The 17,761-nt window shown below is 52.5% G+C and carries 13 protein-coding genes; 4 read left to right on the top strand and 9 right to left on the bottom strand.

Annotated features, from left to right (window positions below):
* Nucleotides 1–134: 134 nt before the first annotated feature.
* Complete coding sequence (locus JMW05_RS00285; RefSeq protein ID WP_201503440.1) at nt 135–1,199, bottom strand: 2,3-butanediol dehydrogenase; 1,065 nt, start codon at nt 1,197–1,199, stop codon at nt 135–137.
* 373 nt (nt 1,200–1,572) lie between these two features.
* Here JMW05_RS00285 and JMW05_RS00280 point away from each other — a divergent pair, with 373 nt between their 5' ends.
* Both JMW05_RS00280 and JMW05_RS00275 read left to right on the top strand, forming a co-directional pair.
* Nucleotides 1,573–2,499, top strand: coding sequence for a homocysteine S-methyltransferase family protein (locus JMW05_RS00280; RefSeq protein ID WP_201503439.1), 927 nt, complete (start codon nt 1,573–1,575; stop codon nt 2,497–2,499).
* A gap of 34 nt (nt 2,500–2,533) precedes the next feature.
* Nucleotides 2,534–3,871 carry a basic amino acid/polyamine antiporter gene (locus JMW05_RS00275; protein ID WP_201505453.1) on the top strand — a complete coding sequence of 446 codons (1,338 nt, stop codon included), beginning with the start codon at nt 2,534–2,536 and terminating at the stop codon, nt 3,869–3,871.
* A gap of 127 nt (nt 3,872–3,998) precedes the next feature.
* Here the strand turns inward: JMW05_RS00275 and amaA are convergent, their stop codons facing one another.
* From amaA to JMW05_RS00240, 7 genes are all read right to left on the bottom strand, one after another.
* Complete coding sequence (gene amaA / locus JMW05_RS00270) at nt 3,999–5,285, bottom strand: L-pipecolate oxidase (RefSeq protein ID WP_201503438.1); 1,287 nt, start codon at nt 5,283–5,285, stop codon at nt 3,999–4,001.
* Between the two features lie 111 nt (nt 5,286–5,396).
* Entirely contained in the window at nt 5,397–6,872 is a 1,476-nt protein-coding gene (nhaC, locus tag JMW05_RS00265) for a Na+/H+ antiporter NhaC (RefSeq protein ID WP_201503437.1), read from the bottom strand.
* A gap of 164 nt (nt 6,873–7,036) precedes the next feature.
* Nucleotides 7,037–8,527 (bottom strand): L-piperidine-6-carboxylate dehydrogenase, encoded by a 1,491-nt coding sequence (gene amaB / locus JMW05_RS00260; protein ID WP_201503436.1) that lies wholly within the window; start codon nt 8,525–8,527, stop codon nt 7,037–7,039.
* Nucleotides 8,528–8,706: 179 nt separating this feature from the next.
* Nucleotides 8,707–10,185, bottom strand: coding sequence for a 2-oxoadipate dioxygenase/decarboxylase HglS (gene hglS / locus JMW05_RS00255; protein ID WP_201503435.1), 1,479 nt, complete (start codon nt 10,183–10,185; stop codon nt 8,707–8,709).
* Between the two features lie 51 nt (nt 10,186–10,236).
* On the bottom strand, nt 10,237–11,691 hold the full coding sequence (locus JMW05_RS00250) for an aspartate aminotransferase family protein (protein WP_201503434.1): 1,455 nt from the start codon (nt 11,689–11,691) through the stop codon (nt 10,237–10,239).
* 141 nt (nt 11,692–11,832) lie between these two features.
* On the bottom strand, nt 11,833–12,756 hold the full coding sequence (locus JMW05_RS00245; protein ID WP_201503433.1) for a LysR substrate-binding domain-containing protein: 924 nt from the start codon (nt 12,754–12,756) through the stop codon (nt 11,833–11,835).
* Between the two features lie 286 nt (nt 12,757–13,042).
* A complete protein-coding gene (locus JMW05_RS00240; RefSeq protein WP_201503432.1) occupies nt 13,043–13,564 on the bottom strand; it encodes a hypothetical protein in 522 nt (173 codons plus the stop codon).
* A 311-nt stretch (nt 13,565–13,875) separates the two neighbouring features.
* Here JMW05_RS00240 and JMW05_RS00235 point away from each other — a divergent pair, with 311 nt between their 5' ends.
* Nucleotides 13,876–14,877: a phosphatase PAP2 family protein gene (locus tag JMW05_RS00235; protein ID WP_201503431.1), complete on the top strand. Its 1,002-nt coding sequence runs from the start codon at nt 13,876–13,878 to the stop codon at nt 14,875–14,877.
* A 99-nt stretch (nt 14,878–14,976) separates the two neighbouring features.
* Here the strand turns inward: JMW05_RS00235 and JMW05_RS00230 are convergent, their stop codons facing one another.
* Nucleotides 14,977–15,828 (bottom strand): PAP2 family lipid A phosphatase, encoded by an 852-nt coding sequence (locus JMW05_RS00230; protein ID WP_201503430.1) that lies wholly within the window; start codon nt 15,826–15,828, stop codon nt 14,977–14,979.
* Between the two features lie 338 nt (nt 15,829–16,166).
* On the opposite strand from JMW05_RS00230, the gene JMW05_RS00225 reads away from it, so the two are divergent.
* Entirely contained in the window at nt 16,167–17,759 is a 1,593-nt protein-coding gene (locus JMW05_RS00225; protein ID WP_406947463.1) for a phosphoethanolamine transferase, read from the top strand.
* Nucleotides 17,760–17,761: the final 2 nt, after the last annotated feature.

Here is a 17,761-nt window from a genome sequence, read left to right as displayed (position 1 = left end):
GTGCGTTTGTGCATGCCAGCATGCGTAATGAGTGATAGCCGCTCGTGTTTTAAAGGCATAAAAAAAAGCACAAACAAGAGGGCAAAATCGCGCCACTTGTTTATGCTTTACTGATTATGACTGACTAAGATTGTTTACAAATTCGGATTAACGATGATTTTCACCGCCGATTCATTGTTGTTAATCAAGGTATCAAAGCCTTCTGAGATCAGCTCATCGAGCTTGATACGCTGGGTAATGAACGGCTCAAGATTGACCAAGCCTTTTTCGACCAGCTCGATGGTGTCTTTGTGATTGTTGACATAACCAATCGTGCCGCGTACGTCCAGCTCTTTCATGACCACGCTGTGGACGCTGATTTTTGCAGGATGGCTCCAGATAGAGACGATGACCACCACGCCTGCAGGTTTGGTCAGCTCAACGAGTGAGTCGAGCACCTGATTGACGCTGCTACATTCAAAGGCGACATCAACGCCGCGATCGTTGGTGATTTTCATCACCTCTTCTTTTAAGTCCACTTCGGTGGGGTCAAGCACATGGTCTGCCACGCCGCTTTCCCGCGCTTTGTCTTTACGCGCGGCGCTCAGCTCCGTCAGGATGACGGTCAAGCCTTTGGCTTTAAGCACAGACGAGAGCATCAGTCCGATAGGACCACCGCCGCCGACCAAGGCCACATCGCCCTCTTTAGCACCACTACGCACAAAGGCATGATAGCCGACCGCAAGTGGCTCGATAAGGGCGGCTTGGTCAAGGGGAATGTCCTCTGAGATGGGGTGTACCCAACGGCGCTTGACGGCGATTTTTTCTGACAGACCGCCGCCACGACCGCCCAGACCAATAAAGTTCATGTTTTCAGACAAATGATAGTCGTCGCCCTCACCTGTGGGTACGTCATCCGCGATGATGTACGGCTCGACCACGACGTGCTGACCGACTTCGATATCATCAACGCCTTCGCCGACTTCATAAACGACGCCTGAAAATTCATGCCCCATGGTGATGGGCGCGGACTCGCCTGAGATGGGGTGCGGGTGACCGCAAGGGGGAATAAAAATCGGTCCTTCCATAAATTCGTGCAAATCGGTGCCGCAGATGCCGCACCATGCCACGTCGATACCGACTGTGCCTGGCTCTACGGTGGGCTCTGGAATGTCTTCAATACGGATGTCTTTTTTATCGTAAAAACGTGCCGCTTTCATGTCGCGCTCCTTGGATCATGGTGGTTTGCTGTCGTTATTCACTAAAGTTGTTATCAAGTTTTTATATCGCACATTAAAAATAATCATGCTCTAGCATGATGCCCCTATCCAAGACGGTGTGTCAACGAGGCATACGTATCGCCTTGTTGGTCCGTGTATGCTTTGCTTTACAGATATGTTGTGCCTTCATCGCGCTTTTGCCATTTGATCGATGACGCTTGTCTTATTGCCGCTTTTGCATGGGGTGTTGCCAAACTTTCGGTTGCATCATGCCAGCATTACGCCTAGTATTGCCCACTTTATCGGTTCAGCGGCTATAAATGCCCGCGAGCCTTTTCTTATTTTTTTTATCTACCGCAAAGAAGGATTTGTTATGACAATACAATCAGTCACCATCATTGATGGCGGTATGGGTCGTGAATTGGCCAAACGTGGCGCACCCTTTCGTCAGCCTGAGTGGTCGGCGCTGGCAATGATTGAAGCGCCTGAGGTGGTGCGTGATGTGCATCGCGCCTTTATCCAAAGCGGCGCTGCGGTCATCACCACCAACAGTTATGCCCTTGTGCCGTTTCATATTGGGCAGTCGCGCTTTGATGCCGAAGCCGAAGCGCTGGCAGTAAAAGCAGGCGAGATGGCGCGTGAAGCGGTGGCGCTAGAAGGCAACAGCGCGCGCGTGGCAGGCTCTATTCCGCCATTATTCGGCTCGTACCGTGCTGACTTGTTTGATGCAGAACACGTCGAGGACATCGCCACCCCATTGATTCAGGGGTTGTCGCCTTATGTCGATTTGTGGTTGATTGAGACCCAAAGCCTTATCGCAGAGTCACTAGCAGCGCGTCAGCTGATTGGCACGTTGGATACCGCGCAAAAGCCTGTGTGGGTGTCGTTCACCCTTGAGGACAATGAAAATATCGATGTGCCGCGCCTACGCTCAGGTGAGACGGTCGCCGAAGCCATTGCCGCCCTTTCTGATGCCAATGTGGCAGCGATTTTGTTTAACTGCTGTCAGCCTGAGGTGATTGATGCGGCGCTGACGGTCGCGAAAGCCACCCTTACGGACAAAGACGCGCTGTCGGTACAGCTTGGTGCGTATGCCAATGCGTTCCCGCCGCAGCCTAAAGACGCCACCGCCAATGACGGTCTTGATGAGGTGCGCGCTGACCTGACCCCACCTGCGTATTTGCGCTGGGCTGAGCAGTGGCAAAGCCAAGGCGCGTCATTGATTGGCGGCTGCTGCGGTATTGGTCCTGAGCATATCGAGGTGCTGAGCGCGCATTTTGACGACGCCGCGCAAGCGTAAGCAATCTAGAGATGAACGATATAGAGACAGTATGATGCAAAATGGACAAAAACTTGGGTTAACCATGCTCACCGCGCTCGTGTTCAGCTCGATGGTGGGCGCTGGGGTGTTTAGCTTGCCGCAGAATATGGCGGAAGTGGCTGGGGTGGATGCCATCATCACCGCATGGCTGATTACAGGCGTAGGGATTATGTTCCTTGCGGGCTGTTTTTTACACTTATCGCGCTTAAAGCCCGATATGGATGGCGGTATCTACACTTATGCCAAAAATGGCTTTGGCGATTTGGCAGGCTTTTTTTCGGCATGGGGCTATTGGCTGTGTGCGACCATTGGCGTGGTCGGGTATTTGGTGGTGGCGTTTTCGGCGCTCGGCAGCTTTGTCGATAGCCCAAACGAGGTTATTTTTGGGGAAGGCAATACCCTATGGGCATTGGTGGGTGAGTCGGCGATTTTATGGCTGGTGCATTATCTGGTGCTGCGCGGGGTTAAGCAGGCAGCGTTTATTAACCTGCTTGCCACATTGGCAAAAAGCTTGCCGCTGATTGCGTTTATTGTTTTTGCTTATTATAGCTTTGATGTACAGACCTTTAGCGCTGACCGCGCGGGCACGACCTTAGAAGCGCCGTTTATGGATCAGGTCAAAAACACCATGCTCATCACATTGTGGGTGTTCACTGGGGTTGAAGGGGCGATTGTCTTGTCCCTACGTGCCAAAAAACGTGCCGACATTGGTCGCGCGACCTATCTGGGCGTGCTGTTCGCCTTGGTGCTGTATGTCGGTATCACATTGCTGTCGCTTGGGGTCATGACCCGTGGCGATGTGGCGGCGCTTAGCAACCCGTCCATGGCAGGCATCATGACGCAGATGACAGGCACTATCGGCAAATGGGGCATCAGCATCGGTCTGATTATCTCGGTATTGGCATCGTATCTGAGCTGGATTTTGTATTCTGCCGAAGTGCCCTACACGGCAGCCAAGTACCATGCGTTCCCGCGTATCTTTACCAAGCAAAACGCGCAAGGCACGCCGACCGCCTCGCTCATGCTGACCAGTGTGACCGTGCAGCTGTGCTTGCTGATGATTTTCTTGACGGGTGAAGGCTACAATACCTTGGTCATTATCTCGACCTCGATGATTTTGATTCCTTACTTTTTGGTAGGCGCGTATTTGGTAAAAGTGTCTTTTGCACAAAACGAGCGCTGGTACATTAAGGCGACTGGTCTGGGCGCGAGCGTGTACGGGCTGTGGCTGGTCTATGCAGCGGGACTGGACAATCTGCTCTTATCCTTGGTGCTGTATGTGCCTGGTTTGGCGATTTATTTTTATAGTCGCTATCAAGCACGCCAGCAAGGATTGCAGCAGCCGCTGTGATGCTTTATTTTTTACTTACAAAAAAGCGCTGTCTTCGTGACGGCGCTTTTTTTTGGCTGACTGTCTTTGAGTTAACAATCCGCTATTTAGTCATCTGTTATTTAGCCATCTGTTATTTGATAATCCGCTATTTAATAATCTGCAAGCACTGCCCTGAGTGGTACAGCGTCAAGCCGACTTCGGTCATGATGGACTTAAGCCTTGGCATCGAGACTTTGCATTCCTCAAGCGTTTTAAAGGGCAGCGGGATGCTGTCTTTATTGCCAGTGATAATATAATCGGCAAAGCACTTGCCCATCATCGTACCTGTGGTGATGCCGCGACCATTGTACGCGGTGGCGGTCAATAAGCCTGCGTCAGGCTCTAGCACACGAAAGATATGGTCTTGGGTAAAGCCAAACTGCCCGCTCCACTCGTACTGCCATTTAAATGCAGGCAAGTCGGGATAATAGCTTTTTTGCACAAGATTCGCCCACGACTGATAAAAGGCTTTGGGCTTATAAGCGCGTGCGCCGACCGTGCCGAGCAATAAGCGGTCATCATGGTCACGGCGAAAGCTTGAGAGCGCAAGCCGTGTGTCCCAAGCGCCTGTGCGGTAAGGCAAGATGCGCGCTGCCGCCTCGCCAGTTAATGGCTCGGAGGCAATTTGGTAGTAGGCGACCAGATAAAAGGCTTTTTTAATCTCTGTCCACTCGCCCTCGGTATAGGCGTTGGTGGCGATGATGACGCGCTCAGCGCCCACGTGCGCGCGGTCGGTTGCGGCGTACCACTGCCCATCGGCTTTATACAAACTCTGTACGGGGGACTGCTCGTAGATGCTGACCCCAAGGCTGAGGGCGACTTTTGCCAAACCGTTCACGTAGGCTTGCGGGTTTAGTGTGCCTGCCCGATGGTCGAGCAGCGCTTTATTAATGCTGGTCGTGCCGCAGTAGTCGTGACAGCGAGCGCCCGTTAACACCTCGACATTTGCGCCGCGTCGGCTCAACTGCTCATAGCGGATATCGACATCTTGTTCGCCTTTGGTATTGTGCGCCATGTGCAGGTTGCCTGCATTGGTCGCTTGCGCGTCGATGTTGTAGCGTTTGATAAGGTCAAAGACCAGTTTTGGCGCAGCGCCCAGCGCTTCGGTCAGGCGCTCGCCGTCTGTAACACCAAGCGCGGTGTTTAAATCATCAGGGCGTGCCCACGTGCCTGCATTGACCAAGCCCACGCTTTTGCCCGAGCCGCCGCTGCCGATGGTCTTGCCCTCTAAGACCACAACGCGCACACCTTTTTCAGCCAAATGTATCGCCGCCGACAGTCCCGTATAGCCGCCGCCGATGATGCAGACTTGCGCGCTGGCGTCTCTAGTCAATGTCTCACAGTGGGGCGCTTTGGGGGCGGTGATGTCCCATAAACAATGCTCTTGCAACATATCGTGCCCTCCTTTGTGCAGCCGACGGTGTTGATGCTGGGTCAGCAAAAGCGCGACCCACACAAGTGGTGATGCCTGATGCGTGATGCGAGCAAGTCAGGCGGCTTGTGGTTAAAACTTTTCGATAGATACTGACGCGGCGGGCACGTTGTCATGGCGCGCTGGCATGTCTGCGTCGTCTTCTTTTGGAATAAATTTGCCCAGTACCGCCCACAGCAAGCCAAACAGCGGCGAGAGCCAACACGCAAAGGCAAACGGCGCATAGGCTAAGGTGGCAATGCCGAGCGTCGCCGCCACAAAGCTACCGCCCATATTCCAAGGAATGAGCGGTGATAACAATGTCCCGCTGTCCTCGATAGCGCGGGTCAAGGTGGTGCGCTTGTAGCCCATCTCTTGATACTTGTCTTTTAATAAACGCGCGGGCAGCACTAAGGTGGTGTACACATCGCCGATGATGGTGCCGACACCAATCACGCTGGCATAGCTGGTCAACACCAGACCGAGGCGGCTTTTTACCATGTGCTTGATTTTGTGCATGATGGCTTTTAGCGTGCCGTAATGCTCAAGCGAGCCGACAAAGCCGAGCGCAAAGATGGTCAAGGTCACGACCCACGTCATCGACATGACGCCGCCTTTGGACAGTAGCTTGTCCACCACCTCCGAGCCTGTCTCACTGACAAAGCCATTTTGTAATACGGTAAAGATTTCGCTGACGCCAACGCCTTGCATAAAAAAGGCAACCAGTGACGCCACCACCACACCGCTTAATACGGTTGGGATGGCGGGCATTTTCATGACCGCAGCACCGACGACCACGACCGCTGGCAATAATGTCCATAGACTGATGGTGTAATTGTCCATCAAGGTGGTTTGCAGCGTTTGTACCGAGGTCATGTCGATGTTGTCACTGCCATAGCTCATCCCAATCCACGCATAGAGTACCAGCGCGGTGACCATCGCAGGGACCGTGGTCGGCAGCATGCCTTGGATGTGCTCCCACAAGTCCACACCCGCCGCCGCTGGCGTCAAGTTGGTGGTGTCTGACAAAGGTGACATCTTGTCACCAAAGAACGCGCCTGAGACAATCGCGCCGCCTGTCAGATAGGCAGGAATACCCAAGCCCATACCAATACCCATCATGGCAAGACCGACCGTACCGACCGTGCCCCATGACGTCCCTGTCGCCACAGAAATAATGGCGCAGATAATACACACCGAGACTAGGAACGAGGATGGCGAAAAGATACTAAAGCCATAATATAAAATGGTCGGCACCGTGCCTGCGATAATCCATGAGCCAATGAGCATGCCCACGCCCATCAAAATCAAAATCGCAGGCAGACCGATTTTAATGACCTTTAAAAAACGATCTTCCATACCCTGCCAGTTGCGCCCGCGCAGCTTGACAAACAGACCTGTCAGCAAGATGCCGCACGCCAAAGGAATGTGCGGGGTAAAGTCTTTAAACACAAAAAATTGCACCATTAAGATGATGGCAGTCAGTACCAAGGGCGCAATATCAAGTAAGAAATTGGATGATGTGTCGTAGTCGTCATCATTGGGGTTTGATGGGGTTTCGTGAATCATATACACCTACCTTCCTTAGTAGTGGCTCGTAAGCCGTATTAGCATTCCTTATCATTATGGGTGGTTACAAATTGCGTCACTGCTGGTAACCAAATGCGCGCCCCATGCTGGGATAAGACGCGCCGTCTCTTGTGTGCTATAAAAAGATTGACAACCTCAAAGGATTAACCAAAGTTAATGCCTTGTGCCAGTGGCAGCTCTTTTGAGTAGTTGATGGTGTTGGTCTGACGGCGCATGTAGTTTTTCCAAGCGTCCGAGCCTGACTCGCGCCCGCCGCCTGTTTCTTTTTCGCCGCCGAACGCGCCGCCAATCTCAGCGCCACTGGTGCCGATATTGACATTGGCAATACCGCAGTCACTGCCTCGGTCGCTCAAGAACACTTCAGCTTCACGGATGTCATTGGTAAAAATGCACGAGGACAGCCCTTGTGGCACGTCGTTTTGCATGGCAAGCGCGTCATCAAAGTCGGTATAGGTCATGACATATAAAATCGGGGCAAAGGTCTCGTTGCGCGCCACGTCGTTTTGCTCATCGAGCTCAACGATGGCAGGCTTGACGTAGTAAGCATCAGGGTACTTGTCTACTAAGACACGCGCGCCGCCAGTGACGCTACCGCCTGAATCTTTGGCATTGCTCAGCGCCGTTTGCATGGCATCAAAGCTGTCTTTATCAATCAGTGGCCCAACCAAATTGCCCTCTAGCGGATGACCGATGGTCACGGTTTCATACGCTGCCTTTACGCGTGGCAAGATGTCGTCTTTGACCGACTCATGCACGAACAGACGGCGCAAGGTGGTGCAGCGCTGACCTGCGGTGCCGACGGCGGAGAACAGAATGCCGCGCAGTGCCAAGTCCAAATCCGCACTTGGGGTCAAAATCATGGCGTTATTACCGCCAAGCTCTAGCAGGCATTTGCCAAAGCGCTCAGCGACTTTTGGTCCAACGGCGCGCCCCATGCGCGTGCTGCCTGTGGCACTAATCAGCGCCACGTCTTTATTTTCGACCAAGGCGTTACCGACTTCGGTTTTACCAAGAATGACTTGTGACAAATGCGCTGGCGCGTCGCCGAACTTTTCGAGCGCTTTTTCAAACAGCGCTTGGCACGCGATGGCGGTAAGTGGGGTCTTTTCTGAGGGCTTCCAGATGACAGGGTTGCCGCAGACGATAGCAAGGGCGGTATTCCACGACCAAACCGCGACAGGGAAGTTAAAGGCGGAGATGACGCCAATCACACCAAGCGGGTGCCACGTCTCGCGCATGTGGTGTCCTAGGCGCTCTGAGGCGATGGTCAAGCCGTACAGCTGGCGCGACAGACCGACCGCAAAGTCACAGATATCAATCATCTCTTGGACTTCGCCCAGACCTTCTTCTTTGATTTTGCCTGCTTCGATGGAGACCAGTGCACCCAGCTCGTCTTTGTACTCACGCAGCACTTCGCCCAAGATGCGAATCAGCTCGCCGCGCTTGGGTGCAGGCACGGTGCGCCATGTGTGAAAGGCAGTTTTGGCGTTGTCTACCGCAGTCTTTACATCATCGGTGCTGTGTAGGCTGACGTGACCAATCACGCTGCCATCAATCGGCGTATGCACGGCAAAATCACCGTTTTGGTAGTGGTCGTCTTGAACACCCATGGCGGACATGTATTGCTGAATCATAGTCATTCCTTTTGTTATGCTTGGTGGGTTGAGCGGGCTTCCTTGATACCCTTATCAAAGTACATCGCCGCTCACAGCGTTGCAAAATAATTAAATTCTTGCTGCCATTCCCAAATGGAATGGCGTGTGTGTTGCTACTTTCTATCGGAGTTTTTTGTGCTTATGTTTTAGTCATTAGGCTAAGACAGCGCCGCCATCGTGGTACGCTCGGCAGTGCCTTGTAGCACGTGCACACTGTGCGCGAGGCTCTGGTCTTGCATGGCGGTATACAGCGCCATCTCATCATAGACGGGCGCGCCGAGTGCCTGCTCAAACTCGTCTTTATTGGACGCGCCTGTATAAGCGCTGGTGTTGTCCTCTTGCAAATTGGACTGAAAAATCCCTGCCGCACTGACAGGCAAAAAGTCCTCATAGACAATCGGCTCGATACGTAACGCGCCTGCATCCAGCAAACTGCCCATATCGGCGGAGTTGAGCGCGTGAGGGTCGCTGTTCATCTCTGTGATGATGGCAAGCGTGTCCTTATCCGCCGCATCAGGCACGGGCTGATAATAAAAATACGCCAGCCCCTCATCATGCAGCGTGCGATAGTCATCAGGAAACGCGCTAAAGGCAGCGCTGAGCAGCTGCATATAGTGCTCGGCATTGTCTTCGTTTGGCATCGCGCCCAGCTCGGTGCGTGCCTGCGCCAGCAGTCGGTCGTATAGTGCGCGCCCTTTGGCGGTTAGGGCTGCGCCGCGCTGCTCAATCTCACCAAAGCGTGCGGTATGCTCGCCTGCCTCATACGTGCCATCGGCGCTGCGAAAGCTCACGGCTTCTTGCAGCGCCTTAAAGCTCGTCTGACGCAGCAAAATCGGACACTGGCGGCGTGGTGGTCCTTCGATGATGGCTTTAGGCGGGATACCGCGTGCCGCCATGCCTTGCTGTACCGCGTCAATATCCAGCGTTCTTGGGGTTAAGTGGTTGATGTGCGGCCCTTTAAAGCCCACCACATCGGCAATCAAGCGGTGCTGGTCAGACAGCTGCTGATATAAGGTCTTTGAAATCGGCGTGTCTTTGTGCCAACGGAAGGTCTCAAGCGCGGCTTTGACAAAGCGCGCACTGTCTGCCGCCGTCAACCCACCATCGCGCTCACACTGCTCGATAAGTGCCACTGCCTCATCGGTAAAGATGTTGCGGGCGTCCAGCGCTGCTTTTGCGGCAGCACGTAGCGCCGTATCGTCAATCAAATCCAGACGCAATAATGAGGTGAATACCCGAAACGGGCTGTGGTTTAATGACTCACTATCGAGCGCGCGAAAGGCGGTCGAGTGCACAGGCACAGACGCGGGCGCTAAGTCGTAATAGCCCACAGGATACATTCCCATGACCGCAAACAGACGACGCATCATCGCCAGCTCGTCCGCCGTACCCAGACGAATCGCGCCATGACGCTCCATATCGAGGCGTGGCAGTTCGCCTGTATGCGCCAGCTGCTCAGCAAGCACGGCATCCTGCGCCAGCGTCGCTTCATTGACATCCGCGACCAGCGTGAGTAGGTCTTGATACAGCGGTACTTCGGCTTGGTACATCTCCGACATTGCCACAGAAAAAGCGTGGCGAATGGTGTCGCGACTGACAAAGCCGTCATGAGGGGTATGTGTGCTTTCACTTGTCATTAGCGTTGTCTCCGATAATTAAAATAATAATGTCATTCGTACACGTCAGGCTTAGCCAGCTGCCAATACTTTTTTGGGTGTAGCAGTCGTTTCATTGGCTTGGGCTTGCGCGGTATGGGTCGCAGTCGCTTTGGTATTATTCACCTCAGATGACTGGCTAAAATGCGCAGGAATGGTCTTTAATACATCTTTTAAAATAGCCAAGCCTTGTTGCAAGGTCTCAGGCTCGATGGTTAAAGGCGGCAATAGGCGAATGATGTGGCGGTACTTACCACTGGGCATCAGTAGTAAGCCACGCGCACGCGCTTCACTTAAGATATGCGCCATAACCTGCGGATTTTTGCCCGCCACGTCGTGACGCAGCTCAATACCGCGCATCGCGCCCACACCCGTCAAGCCATGTAGCCAAGGCGATAGATTGTCTGCTTGCCATGCGCTCACTGTCTCTGCAATCACCTCGCTATAATGCGCGACACTCTCCCACGTAGCAGCGTCCGCCATAAGGTCAAAAGTGGCATTTGCCGCCGCACAGGCGACAGGGTTGCCTGAATACGTACCGCCGAGGCTGCCTTTGGGCAAGTCATTCATCAACGCATCAGTACCGATGACCGCGCCAAGTGGTAGCCCGCCAGCGATGCTTTTACCGAGCAGCAGCAAATCAGGCGTAATGCCAAGATGCATAAAGGCAAACGGCACGCCTGTGCGTCCATAGCCCGACTGAATCTCATCCATAATCAGAACGATGCCGTGCACATCACAAAACGCGCGCAAGTATTGCGCAAAGCTCGGAGAGAGACGCTGAAAGCCGCCCTCGCCCTGCACAGGCTCAAGGATGAATGCGCCGATATTGTCCACATCGGTTTCGACGTCGAACAGGCGGGTCAGCGCGTCAATGGCGTGCTGGTCGCTGACCGCATTGTCTGGGCTGGGAAAAGGAATGTGATACACCGCACCTGCCAGCGCACCAAGACCGCGTTTGTACGGCGCAACCTTGCCATTAAGATTAACGGCGGCGAGTGTACGTCCATGAAAGCCCCCATCAAAGGCAATCACACCGACGCGCTTGGTTTTTAGGCGAGCGATTTTTAGAGCGTTTTCGGTGGCTTCTGCACCTGAATTGGTGAGCATCCCTGATAAGGCAATGTCTGTAACGTAAGGAGCGGTGTCAAACGCGGCGATGTCTTGCGCGCTTAGGCTGGCGGGGTCGGTCGCGGCATTCACCGCGTGCATACTGGCGGCGACCCATCGGCACAGACGCGGCATCAAGGTCTGATACGGCAAGTGCCCTGCGGCATTGTACGCATAGTGAATCAGTGATTGCGCCTGCTGGGTAATAGCCTCGACAATCTTAGGCTGACAATGCCCAAAGTTTAAGACGCCGATACCGCCAACAAAGTCAATGTAGCTTTGCTCATCAGTGTCCCAGACGCGGGCATTGCTGCCATGCGTGAGGGTAATCGGGTGTACCATCGTAAAAGCATCGGTCACTTGATAGCGGGTGTCCATGAAAGTCTCTCATCGTCCTTGAATCAGACTTTCATTTCAGCAAATACCCCATCATGCCGCAAACGAATTAAAGTTGGGCAAGCATTCCTTTTGCTCATTGGCTTTTTACAAAACACGGGCGCTGGCGTGCGTGATTGCTCTTTATTCAAGCACGCTTTTTACCCAATCAATCATGACCTTGGTTTTGTGCGCGCGCCCGTGCGATAACGGATACGCCATATAATACGCGCCGCGCCCTTTGGACGCATAGTCCCATACCTGTACCAAGCTGCCCGCCTCCAGCTCTGGCGTGACCAAACGCTGAGGCACTAAGGCGATACCATGACCGTGGAGCGCCGCGGCAATGCAGGTATGAAAGGTGTCAAAACAAGGACCGACGAACGTGCCGTCGATACTGATGTCTTGCTGCTTAAAATACTCATACCACGCACTGGGGCGCGACCTGATGTGCAGTAGCGTGACATCAGTCGCGTGCCCTGCGCTCAATGCCTGATGGCTCAATAGATTATCCTCAAGATAGGCGGGACAACATACCGCGATGCAATGCTCATCGAACAGCTTGAGCGCCTCCATACCACTCCAGATGCCATCACCGTATAAAAAGGCGATATCCACCTTTTGGTCTTCATAAAAAAACGGCTGTGCTTGCTCCTGGATGTCCAGACGAATCAATGGATGACGGTCATTAAAGTTTTTTAGTATCGGAATCAACCAGCGCGAGCACAAGGTCGGATGTGAGACGATGCTCAGCACTTCAGTATTGTCCGTGTGCGACATCAAGGTGGTGGTCGCCACTTCGATATGCTTGAGGATGTTTAGGACTTCAAGGTAATACGTCTTGCCTGCAGGGGTGAGCGAGATGCGGTGCGAGGTGCGATAAAACAGCGCAATGTTCAGCATTTCCTCTAGCTGTGCGACTTGCTTGCTAATCGCGCTTTGGGTCATGTGCAGCTCTTGCGCGGCGTGGGTAAAGCTTAAATGACGCGCGGCTGTCTCAAAACACTGTAGCGCGGTGGTCGACGGGTAGCGCCGAAAAGACAGCGCGGGTGTGGTATCGGTGGTCATAGGTATCCAATCACAGCAGTAGAACAACAGACAACGAAAAAGGGCGCCCATGGTGACGCCCTACTGCCTTAAGGATATACGTTAAGCAAGTCGTATACAATACGTGCGAACTGCGTGGTTTTGGCGTCGCTGGTGAGGCGCTGCATATCACAGAGCCTCTATCCGTTATCGCAGATTATTTTCACACCGAGCGGCAATAAAAAGTACCGCACCTATTGCAGTATTGAGTCATAGGCGCGTATGCCTGTAAAACAGAAAGCAACTGATAATATTGACTTTTATTGTATTAAGCAGCGTCTCTTGAAAAACCACCAAGCGCGCAAATGGCTTTGGCATAATGAGATTCTTCTGCCATCGGGCGTCTGTCGTACTCTTCACCAGGACCAAAACCAATCAGCTGAAATTTCTTTTTATGGTCGGCGGTGTAGCTGTGACCAGATAACTTACGCCCATACCCTTCATAACAAAAAAACCGATAATTAATGATTTTATAGCTTTGATCAGGATTCAACGTTTTGACAGCCCCAGCTGCAGTGTTTTTGGAGCTTACTACTGTCGTATTCACATAATACTTTTTACCTTTATCGTCAGTATTTATATACAGCCAGTTGTAATGTGCAAAATGCGGATCGCTAACACTTTCTGTGGCAGCACGTTTGAGTATCGCGCTACGCTCTGCATGTGTCGGATAAATCAAATCCAAAGCCTTATTATTCTCGCGCTCATACGAGGCTTTTGCCATATCCATCACGGCACACCCTGATAGGCTGGCGGTGCTAACAAGCAATGCGGCAATAAGTTTTTTCATAATATTCCTATGGCAGTCGATTATTTCATAGCGTTACTAACATGTAACCGAACTCTTTATATCATACAACGGAAAACTAAAAAACATTTGTTTTTCAATTTTTCTCAAAGAGATTCATTCAACTTGCGCACACAGTACGGCAGAATAAATTCCTATATCAGTGCTTTATGATGCAAATTGACGCTACCAACGCATTTATCCACGCACTTTTGCAACACAACCGCCACGACAATCCTTGAAGTGCTGGGGTATCATGTCGCCTTATCACGCCTGCCCCACACTCACCACAAGGACGTAAGGATATACCGTTCATGTTTGCGCTATTACAAGAAAACGCCCAGCTCGCCAGCCTCATTGCAACGATGGTTGCCGTGCTGCTCGTATTGTCATTGATAGAGGTGCTGGCGATTCGCTACGGTGAGCGGGTGCTGAGGCGCATTTGGCATTATATGGAGGTCGCGCGTTTTCATTTGCTGCGCCAGCCGTTGATACAGCACTTAGTAGAGCGTCATCCTGCGTTGTCGGGGTTTTTGGCGGCGCGCTTTCAGCGAGAGCATTTTTTTGGGTTGACCTTGACGATGTTTGTGGTGATGGGCGGCTATGTCTTAGCGCTGTACGCAGGCTTGGTCGAAGATGTGGTCGAAGCCGAAGCCATTGTCGCCTTTGACCATTATGTATCGGCGCATATGAGCGTGTTGCGCAGCTCGCCGATTATCAGTAGCGTGATTGTCATCACAAGCCTCGGCGCGGCGGCGGTGACGTGCCTGATTATCGCCTTGACCAGTATCGTCTGTGCCGTGCTTCGTAAGCCGTATATCATTGTTGGGCTGCTCATATCGACCATCGGCAGTACGCTGTTTTCGTTTTTGAGCAAGATGTTGTTTGCACGCGAGCGCCCGACCGAGATTTTGCTGACCGAGCAGACCTACTCGTTTCCCAGCGGGCACGCGACCATCAGCATTGCTTTATATGGCTTTATTGCCTATATCGCCATACGTTTGACCAGCAACTTTGCGTGGCAGGTGCGCTTGTTTTCGCTCGCGGTTATGATTTGTGTGCTCGTGGGGCTGAGCCGTATTGTGCTGAACGAGCATTATCTGAGCGATGTTTTGGGTGGGTTTTTGGCAGGCTCGCTGTGGCTGATTGTGGCGATTAGCGTCACCGAATGGCTGACCAGCGCGGGCAAAATCCACTGGCAGCACACATGGCGCACCTTTGACCGTGTTCTGGTCGCCGCGTGCCTTATCATCGCCGCCATTGCCAGCACGCTGTATGCGTATTTTCATTATATGCCGATGTTGGGTAGCGCTTAGGGCGTTTTTTATAAAGGCTACCATAAGTGATTAACAAAAGGGCTGTGGTGACAAACCGCAGCTTTTTTTTATTTTAAATACGCAAAGCCCTTGCCAAAACTAACAGCGGTTACCCGCCAGCGGCGCACGGCGATAAAACACCCACGCCAGCGCGCAGACCAGCGCCCACGACAGCAGCATGGACACCAGCGTATGACTAAAAAAATGGTCGCCAATCATCATTTTATACACGCCCATCACCCAGCCAAGCAGCAGTACCGCGCTCAATATCCATGCGCGATAGTCACGCAGGCGCGGCAGATACGCGAGCGCCAACAAGCCAAAGCCCGCACTGGCATGCGCGGCGGGAAAGCACTTGGCATCGCTGTGCATGGCGATGTCTTGCCATAGGCTCAGATACGGCGCAGCGCCACCGAAGACAGACAGCTGATTGGGACAGCTGACGTGCGTCGCCGCCTTTAACAGCCCAATGACGCTCGGCACGGTGATGATGCTAGCCAGCAAATAGCCAATGTCGCGCGTGGCGAAAAATGGCGCGGGCGGCGGATTTATATAGCTGCCCCGCACCGCACACACAGCATGCGCAGGCATATAGCGCTGTTGCGCGTAGCGTAAGACAAGCAGACCGAGCAAATACACACCAAAGAGAATCAACGCCGCTTTTGGTAAATCATAAAACACCAACGCATACGGCTCGCTGCCTTTGGTAATCAGCCACGCGCCATGCTGATAAAACAGCTGACTGATGGCAACGTCCAGCGCGCTGTGCTCGGTCGCCCATGTCGCAAGGATGGCGAGCAGTAATAATCCTATGGCGTGAATGGCTAAGCGGTCATGCACACTGGCGCTCGGCTGAGCACCTAGCCGTCTTTTTGTTAATACGGGATGCGGTGCGGGCAAGCGGTCATGCGCGGTAGGCGTATCATGAGTATTGTGGGCGGAATGCGTCATCAGTAGCGATACTCTTAGGCAGTCATAAAATTAGCAAGCAGACAATCAATGACACTTAGCCTAGCAAGGCACTTGTTAAGATGTTGTGAAGCTCGCCGTTCACTAATTGTTAAATCAGGCGCAATCCATCACATAAAAGGACAAGCCAAATAAGAGAAAAGCTGAATAACCGTTGAATAACCTTTAAATAAACATGGAGGCACAAAGCAAATAAAAAACGATGTTAACGCCATCTTAACGCGGGGATTGCTAATCTAGCGGCTTTAGTCCGACAGATGCGTGATGACATGACCACACAATCCCCTTGGCTGCACAAGCTCTCGCCCGCCGCACACCCGATGCGTATGGATACCCTGATTATGCTGACGGCACTGTTTTTGGTGGCGAGCGCCAATATCAGTTTTTTTGCGCATATCTTGGCGGTGTATAATATTGGGGACAATATTGGCTTTGTCTTATCCACCGCTGGCGTTTTGTTTGGCTTGATGTGGCTGATTTTGCAGCTCTTATGCTATCGCTTTAGCTACCGTGTTGTACTGGTGGCGATGGTCATTATCGCGGCGGTGTGTGCCTATTTTACTGACACATATGGCACGGTGTTTGATAAAAATATGCTGATTAATGGGCTACAGACCGACCAAGCCGAAGCCTCTGACTTGTTAGCGCCTGCGTTTTTTGTGCGTGTGTTATTGCTTGGGATAGTGCCCGCGTTTTTGATTATTAAAACCAAAGTCGAGCTGCGCCCATGGAAGCAAGCCGCCATTGCCAAAGCCGTCACCATGCTGGCGGCGGTCGCGGTGGTTGGGCTGTGTCTGCTGCCCTTTGGCGACCAGTACGCGAGCTTTTTTCGTCAGCATAAGCCTATTCGCTATTACACCACGCCCATCACGCCTGTGTATTCTGCATTTCGCCTCGGCAAAGACAGCTATGACGATGCCACGCGCCCGACCTCGATGATTGCGCATGCTGGGGACGCCAAAAAAGTCATGCAAGCGGCGGCAAGTAGCGCAAGCAAGCCCAAGCTGATGGTATTCGTGGTCGGTGAGACGGCACGTGCTGACCACATCAGCCTCAATGGCTACCCGCGCGACACCATGCCGCGCCTTGCCAAAGAAGACAATATCTATAGCTTTAAACAAGCGACCGCGTGCGGCACATCGACGGCATATTCTGTGCCCTGTATGTTCAGCTATTTAAACCAAGCCGATTACGACATCGACACCGCCGACTATAACGAAAACGTGCTCGATACCTTGCAGCGTCTTGGGGTTACCGTGATTTGGCGCGATAACAATTCCAGCTCTAAAGGTGTCGCCGATAGGGTCAGTTACACCGACTTTAAAGAACCCAAGACCAACCCCGTCTGTGATGTCGAGTGCCGTGATGTGGGGATGCTGACAGGTATGGATAAAATGGTGGACACCAAAGCGCCCAAAGACACGCTTATCGTGCTGCATCAGATGGGCAACCATGGACCTGCATACTACAAGCGCTATCCGTCAAACTTTACCCACTTTACCCCCGTGTGTGAAAGCAATGAGCTGTCACAATGCGACCAACAGGCAGTGATTAACGGCTATGACAATGCGCTGCGCTATACTGATGACTTTTTGGCTCAGACCATCGATGCGCTAAAGCCCTACGCCGATAAATATGATGTTATGATGGTTTATATGAGTGACCACGGCGAGAGCTTGGGCGAAAACAACATTTATTTGCATGGCTTACCGTACCAAATCGCCCCCGACACGCAAAAGCACGTCCCGCTGATTATCTGGTCGCCTGAGAATAACGGCATTGATAGCGCACGCCTGCAAGCACAGACCACGCAGCCGATATCACATGACGCAATTACCCCTTCCTTGCTGACGTTCTTTGACATACAAACCAAAGAAACCGCAGGCGCACAGACGATGTTTACTTATAAGTGATG

The sequence above is a fragment of the Psychrobacter aestuarii genome, from assembly GCF_904846035.1.
Taxonomy (GTDB): Bacteria; Pseudomonadota; Gammaproteobacteria; order Pseudomonadales; family Moraxellaceae; genus Psychrobacter; species Psychrobacter aestuarii.
The sequence above is the reverse complement of the archived record's forward strand: the minus strand, read 5'-3'. Positions and strand labels throughout refer to the sequence as shown.

What these genes read in the sequence shown, in the direction of transcription:
- JMW05_RS00250 (WP_201503434.1), bottom strand. Translation starts at nt 11,691, where the DNA reads ATGGACACCCGCTATCAAGTGACCGATGCTTTTACGATGGTACACCCG.
- JMW05_RS00275 (WP_201505453.1), top strand. Translation starts at nt 2,534, where the DNA reads ATGCAAAATGGACAAAAACTTGGGTTAACCATGCTCACCGCGCTCGTG.
- amaA (WP_201503438.1), bottom strand. Translation starts at nt 5,285, where the DNA reads ATGTTGCAAGAGCATTGTTTATGGGACATCACCGCCCCCAAAGCGCCC.
- JMW05_RS00245 (WP_201503433.1), bottom strand. Translation starts at nt 12,756, where the DNA reads ATGACCACCGATACCACACCCGCGCTGTCTTTTCGGCGCTACCCGTCG.
- JMW05_RS00225 (WP_406947463.1), top strand. Translation starts at nt 16,167, where the DNA reads ATGCGTATGGATACCCTGATTATGCTGACGGCACTGTTTTTGGTGGCG.
- JMW05_RS00240 (WP_201503432.1), bottom strand. Translation starts at nt 13,564, where the DNA reads ATGAAAAAACTTATTGCCGCATTGCTTGTTAGCACCGCCAGCCTATCA.
- JMW05_RS00280 (WP_201503439.1), top strand. Translation starts at nt 1,573, where the DNA reads ATGACAATACAATCAGTCACCATCATTGATGGCGGTATGGGTCGTGAA.
- hglS (WP_201503435.1), bottom strand. Translation starts at nt 10,185, where the DNA reads ATGACAAGTGAAAGCACACATACCCCTCATGACGGCTTTGTCAGTCGC.
- nhaC (WP_201503437.1), bottom strand. Translation starts at nt 6,872, where the DNA reads ATGATTCACGAAACCCCATCAAACCCCAATGATGACGACTACGACACA.
- JMW05_RS00285 (WP_201503440.1), bottom strand. Translation starts at nt 1,199, where the DNA reads ATGAAAGCGGCACGTTTTTACGATAAAAAAGACATCCGTATTGAAGAC.
- JMW05_RS00230 (WP_201503430.1), bottom strand. Translation starts at nt 15,828, where the DNA reads ATGACGCATTCCGCCCACAATACTCATGATACGCCTACCGCGCATGAC.
- amaB (WP_201503436.1), bottom strand. Translation starts at nt 8,527, where the DNA reads ATGATTCAGCAATACATGTCCGCCATGGGTGTTCAAGACGACCACTAC.
- JMW05_RS00235 (WP_201503431.1), top strand. Translation starts at nt 13,876, where the DNA reads ATGTTTGCGCTATTACAAGAAAACGCCCAGCTCGCCAGCCTCATTGCA.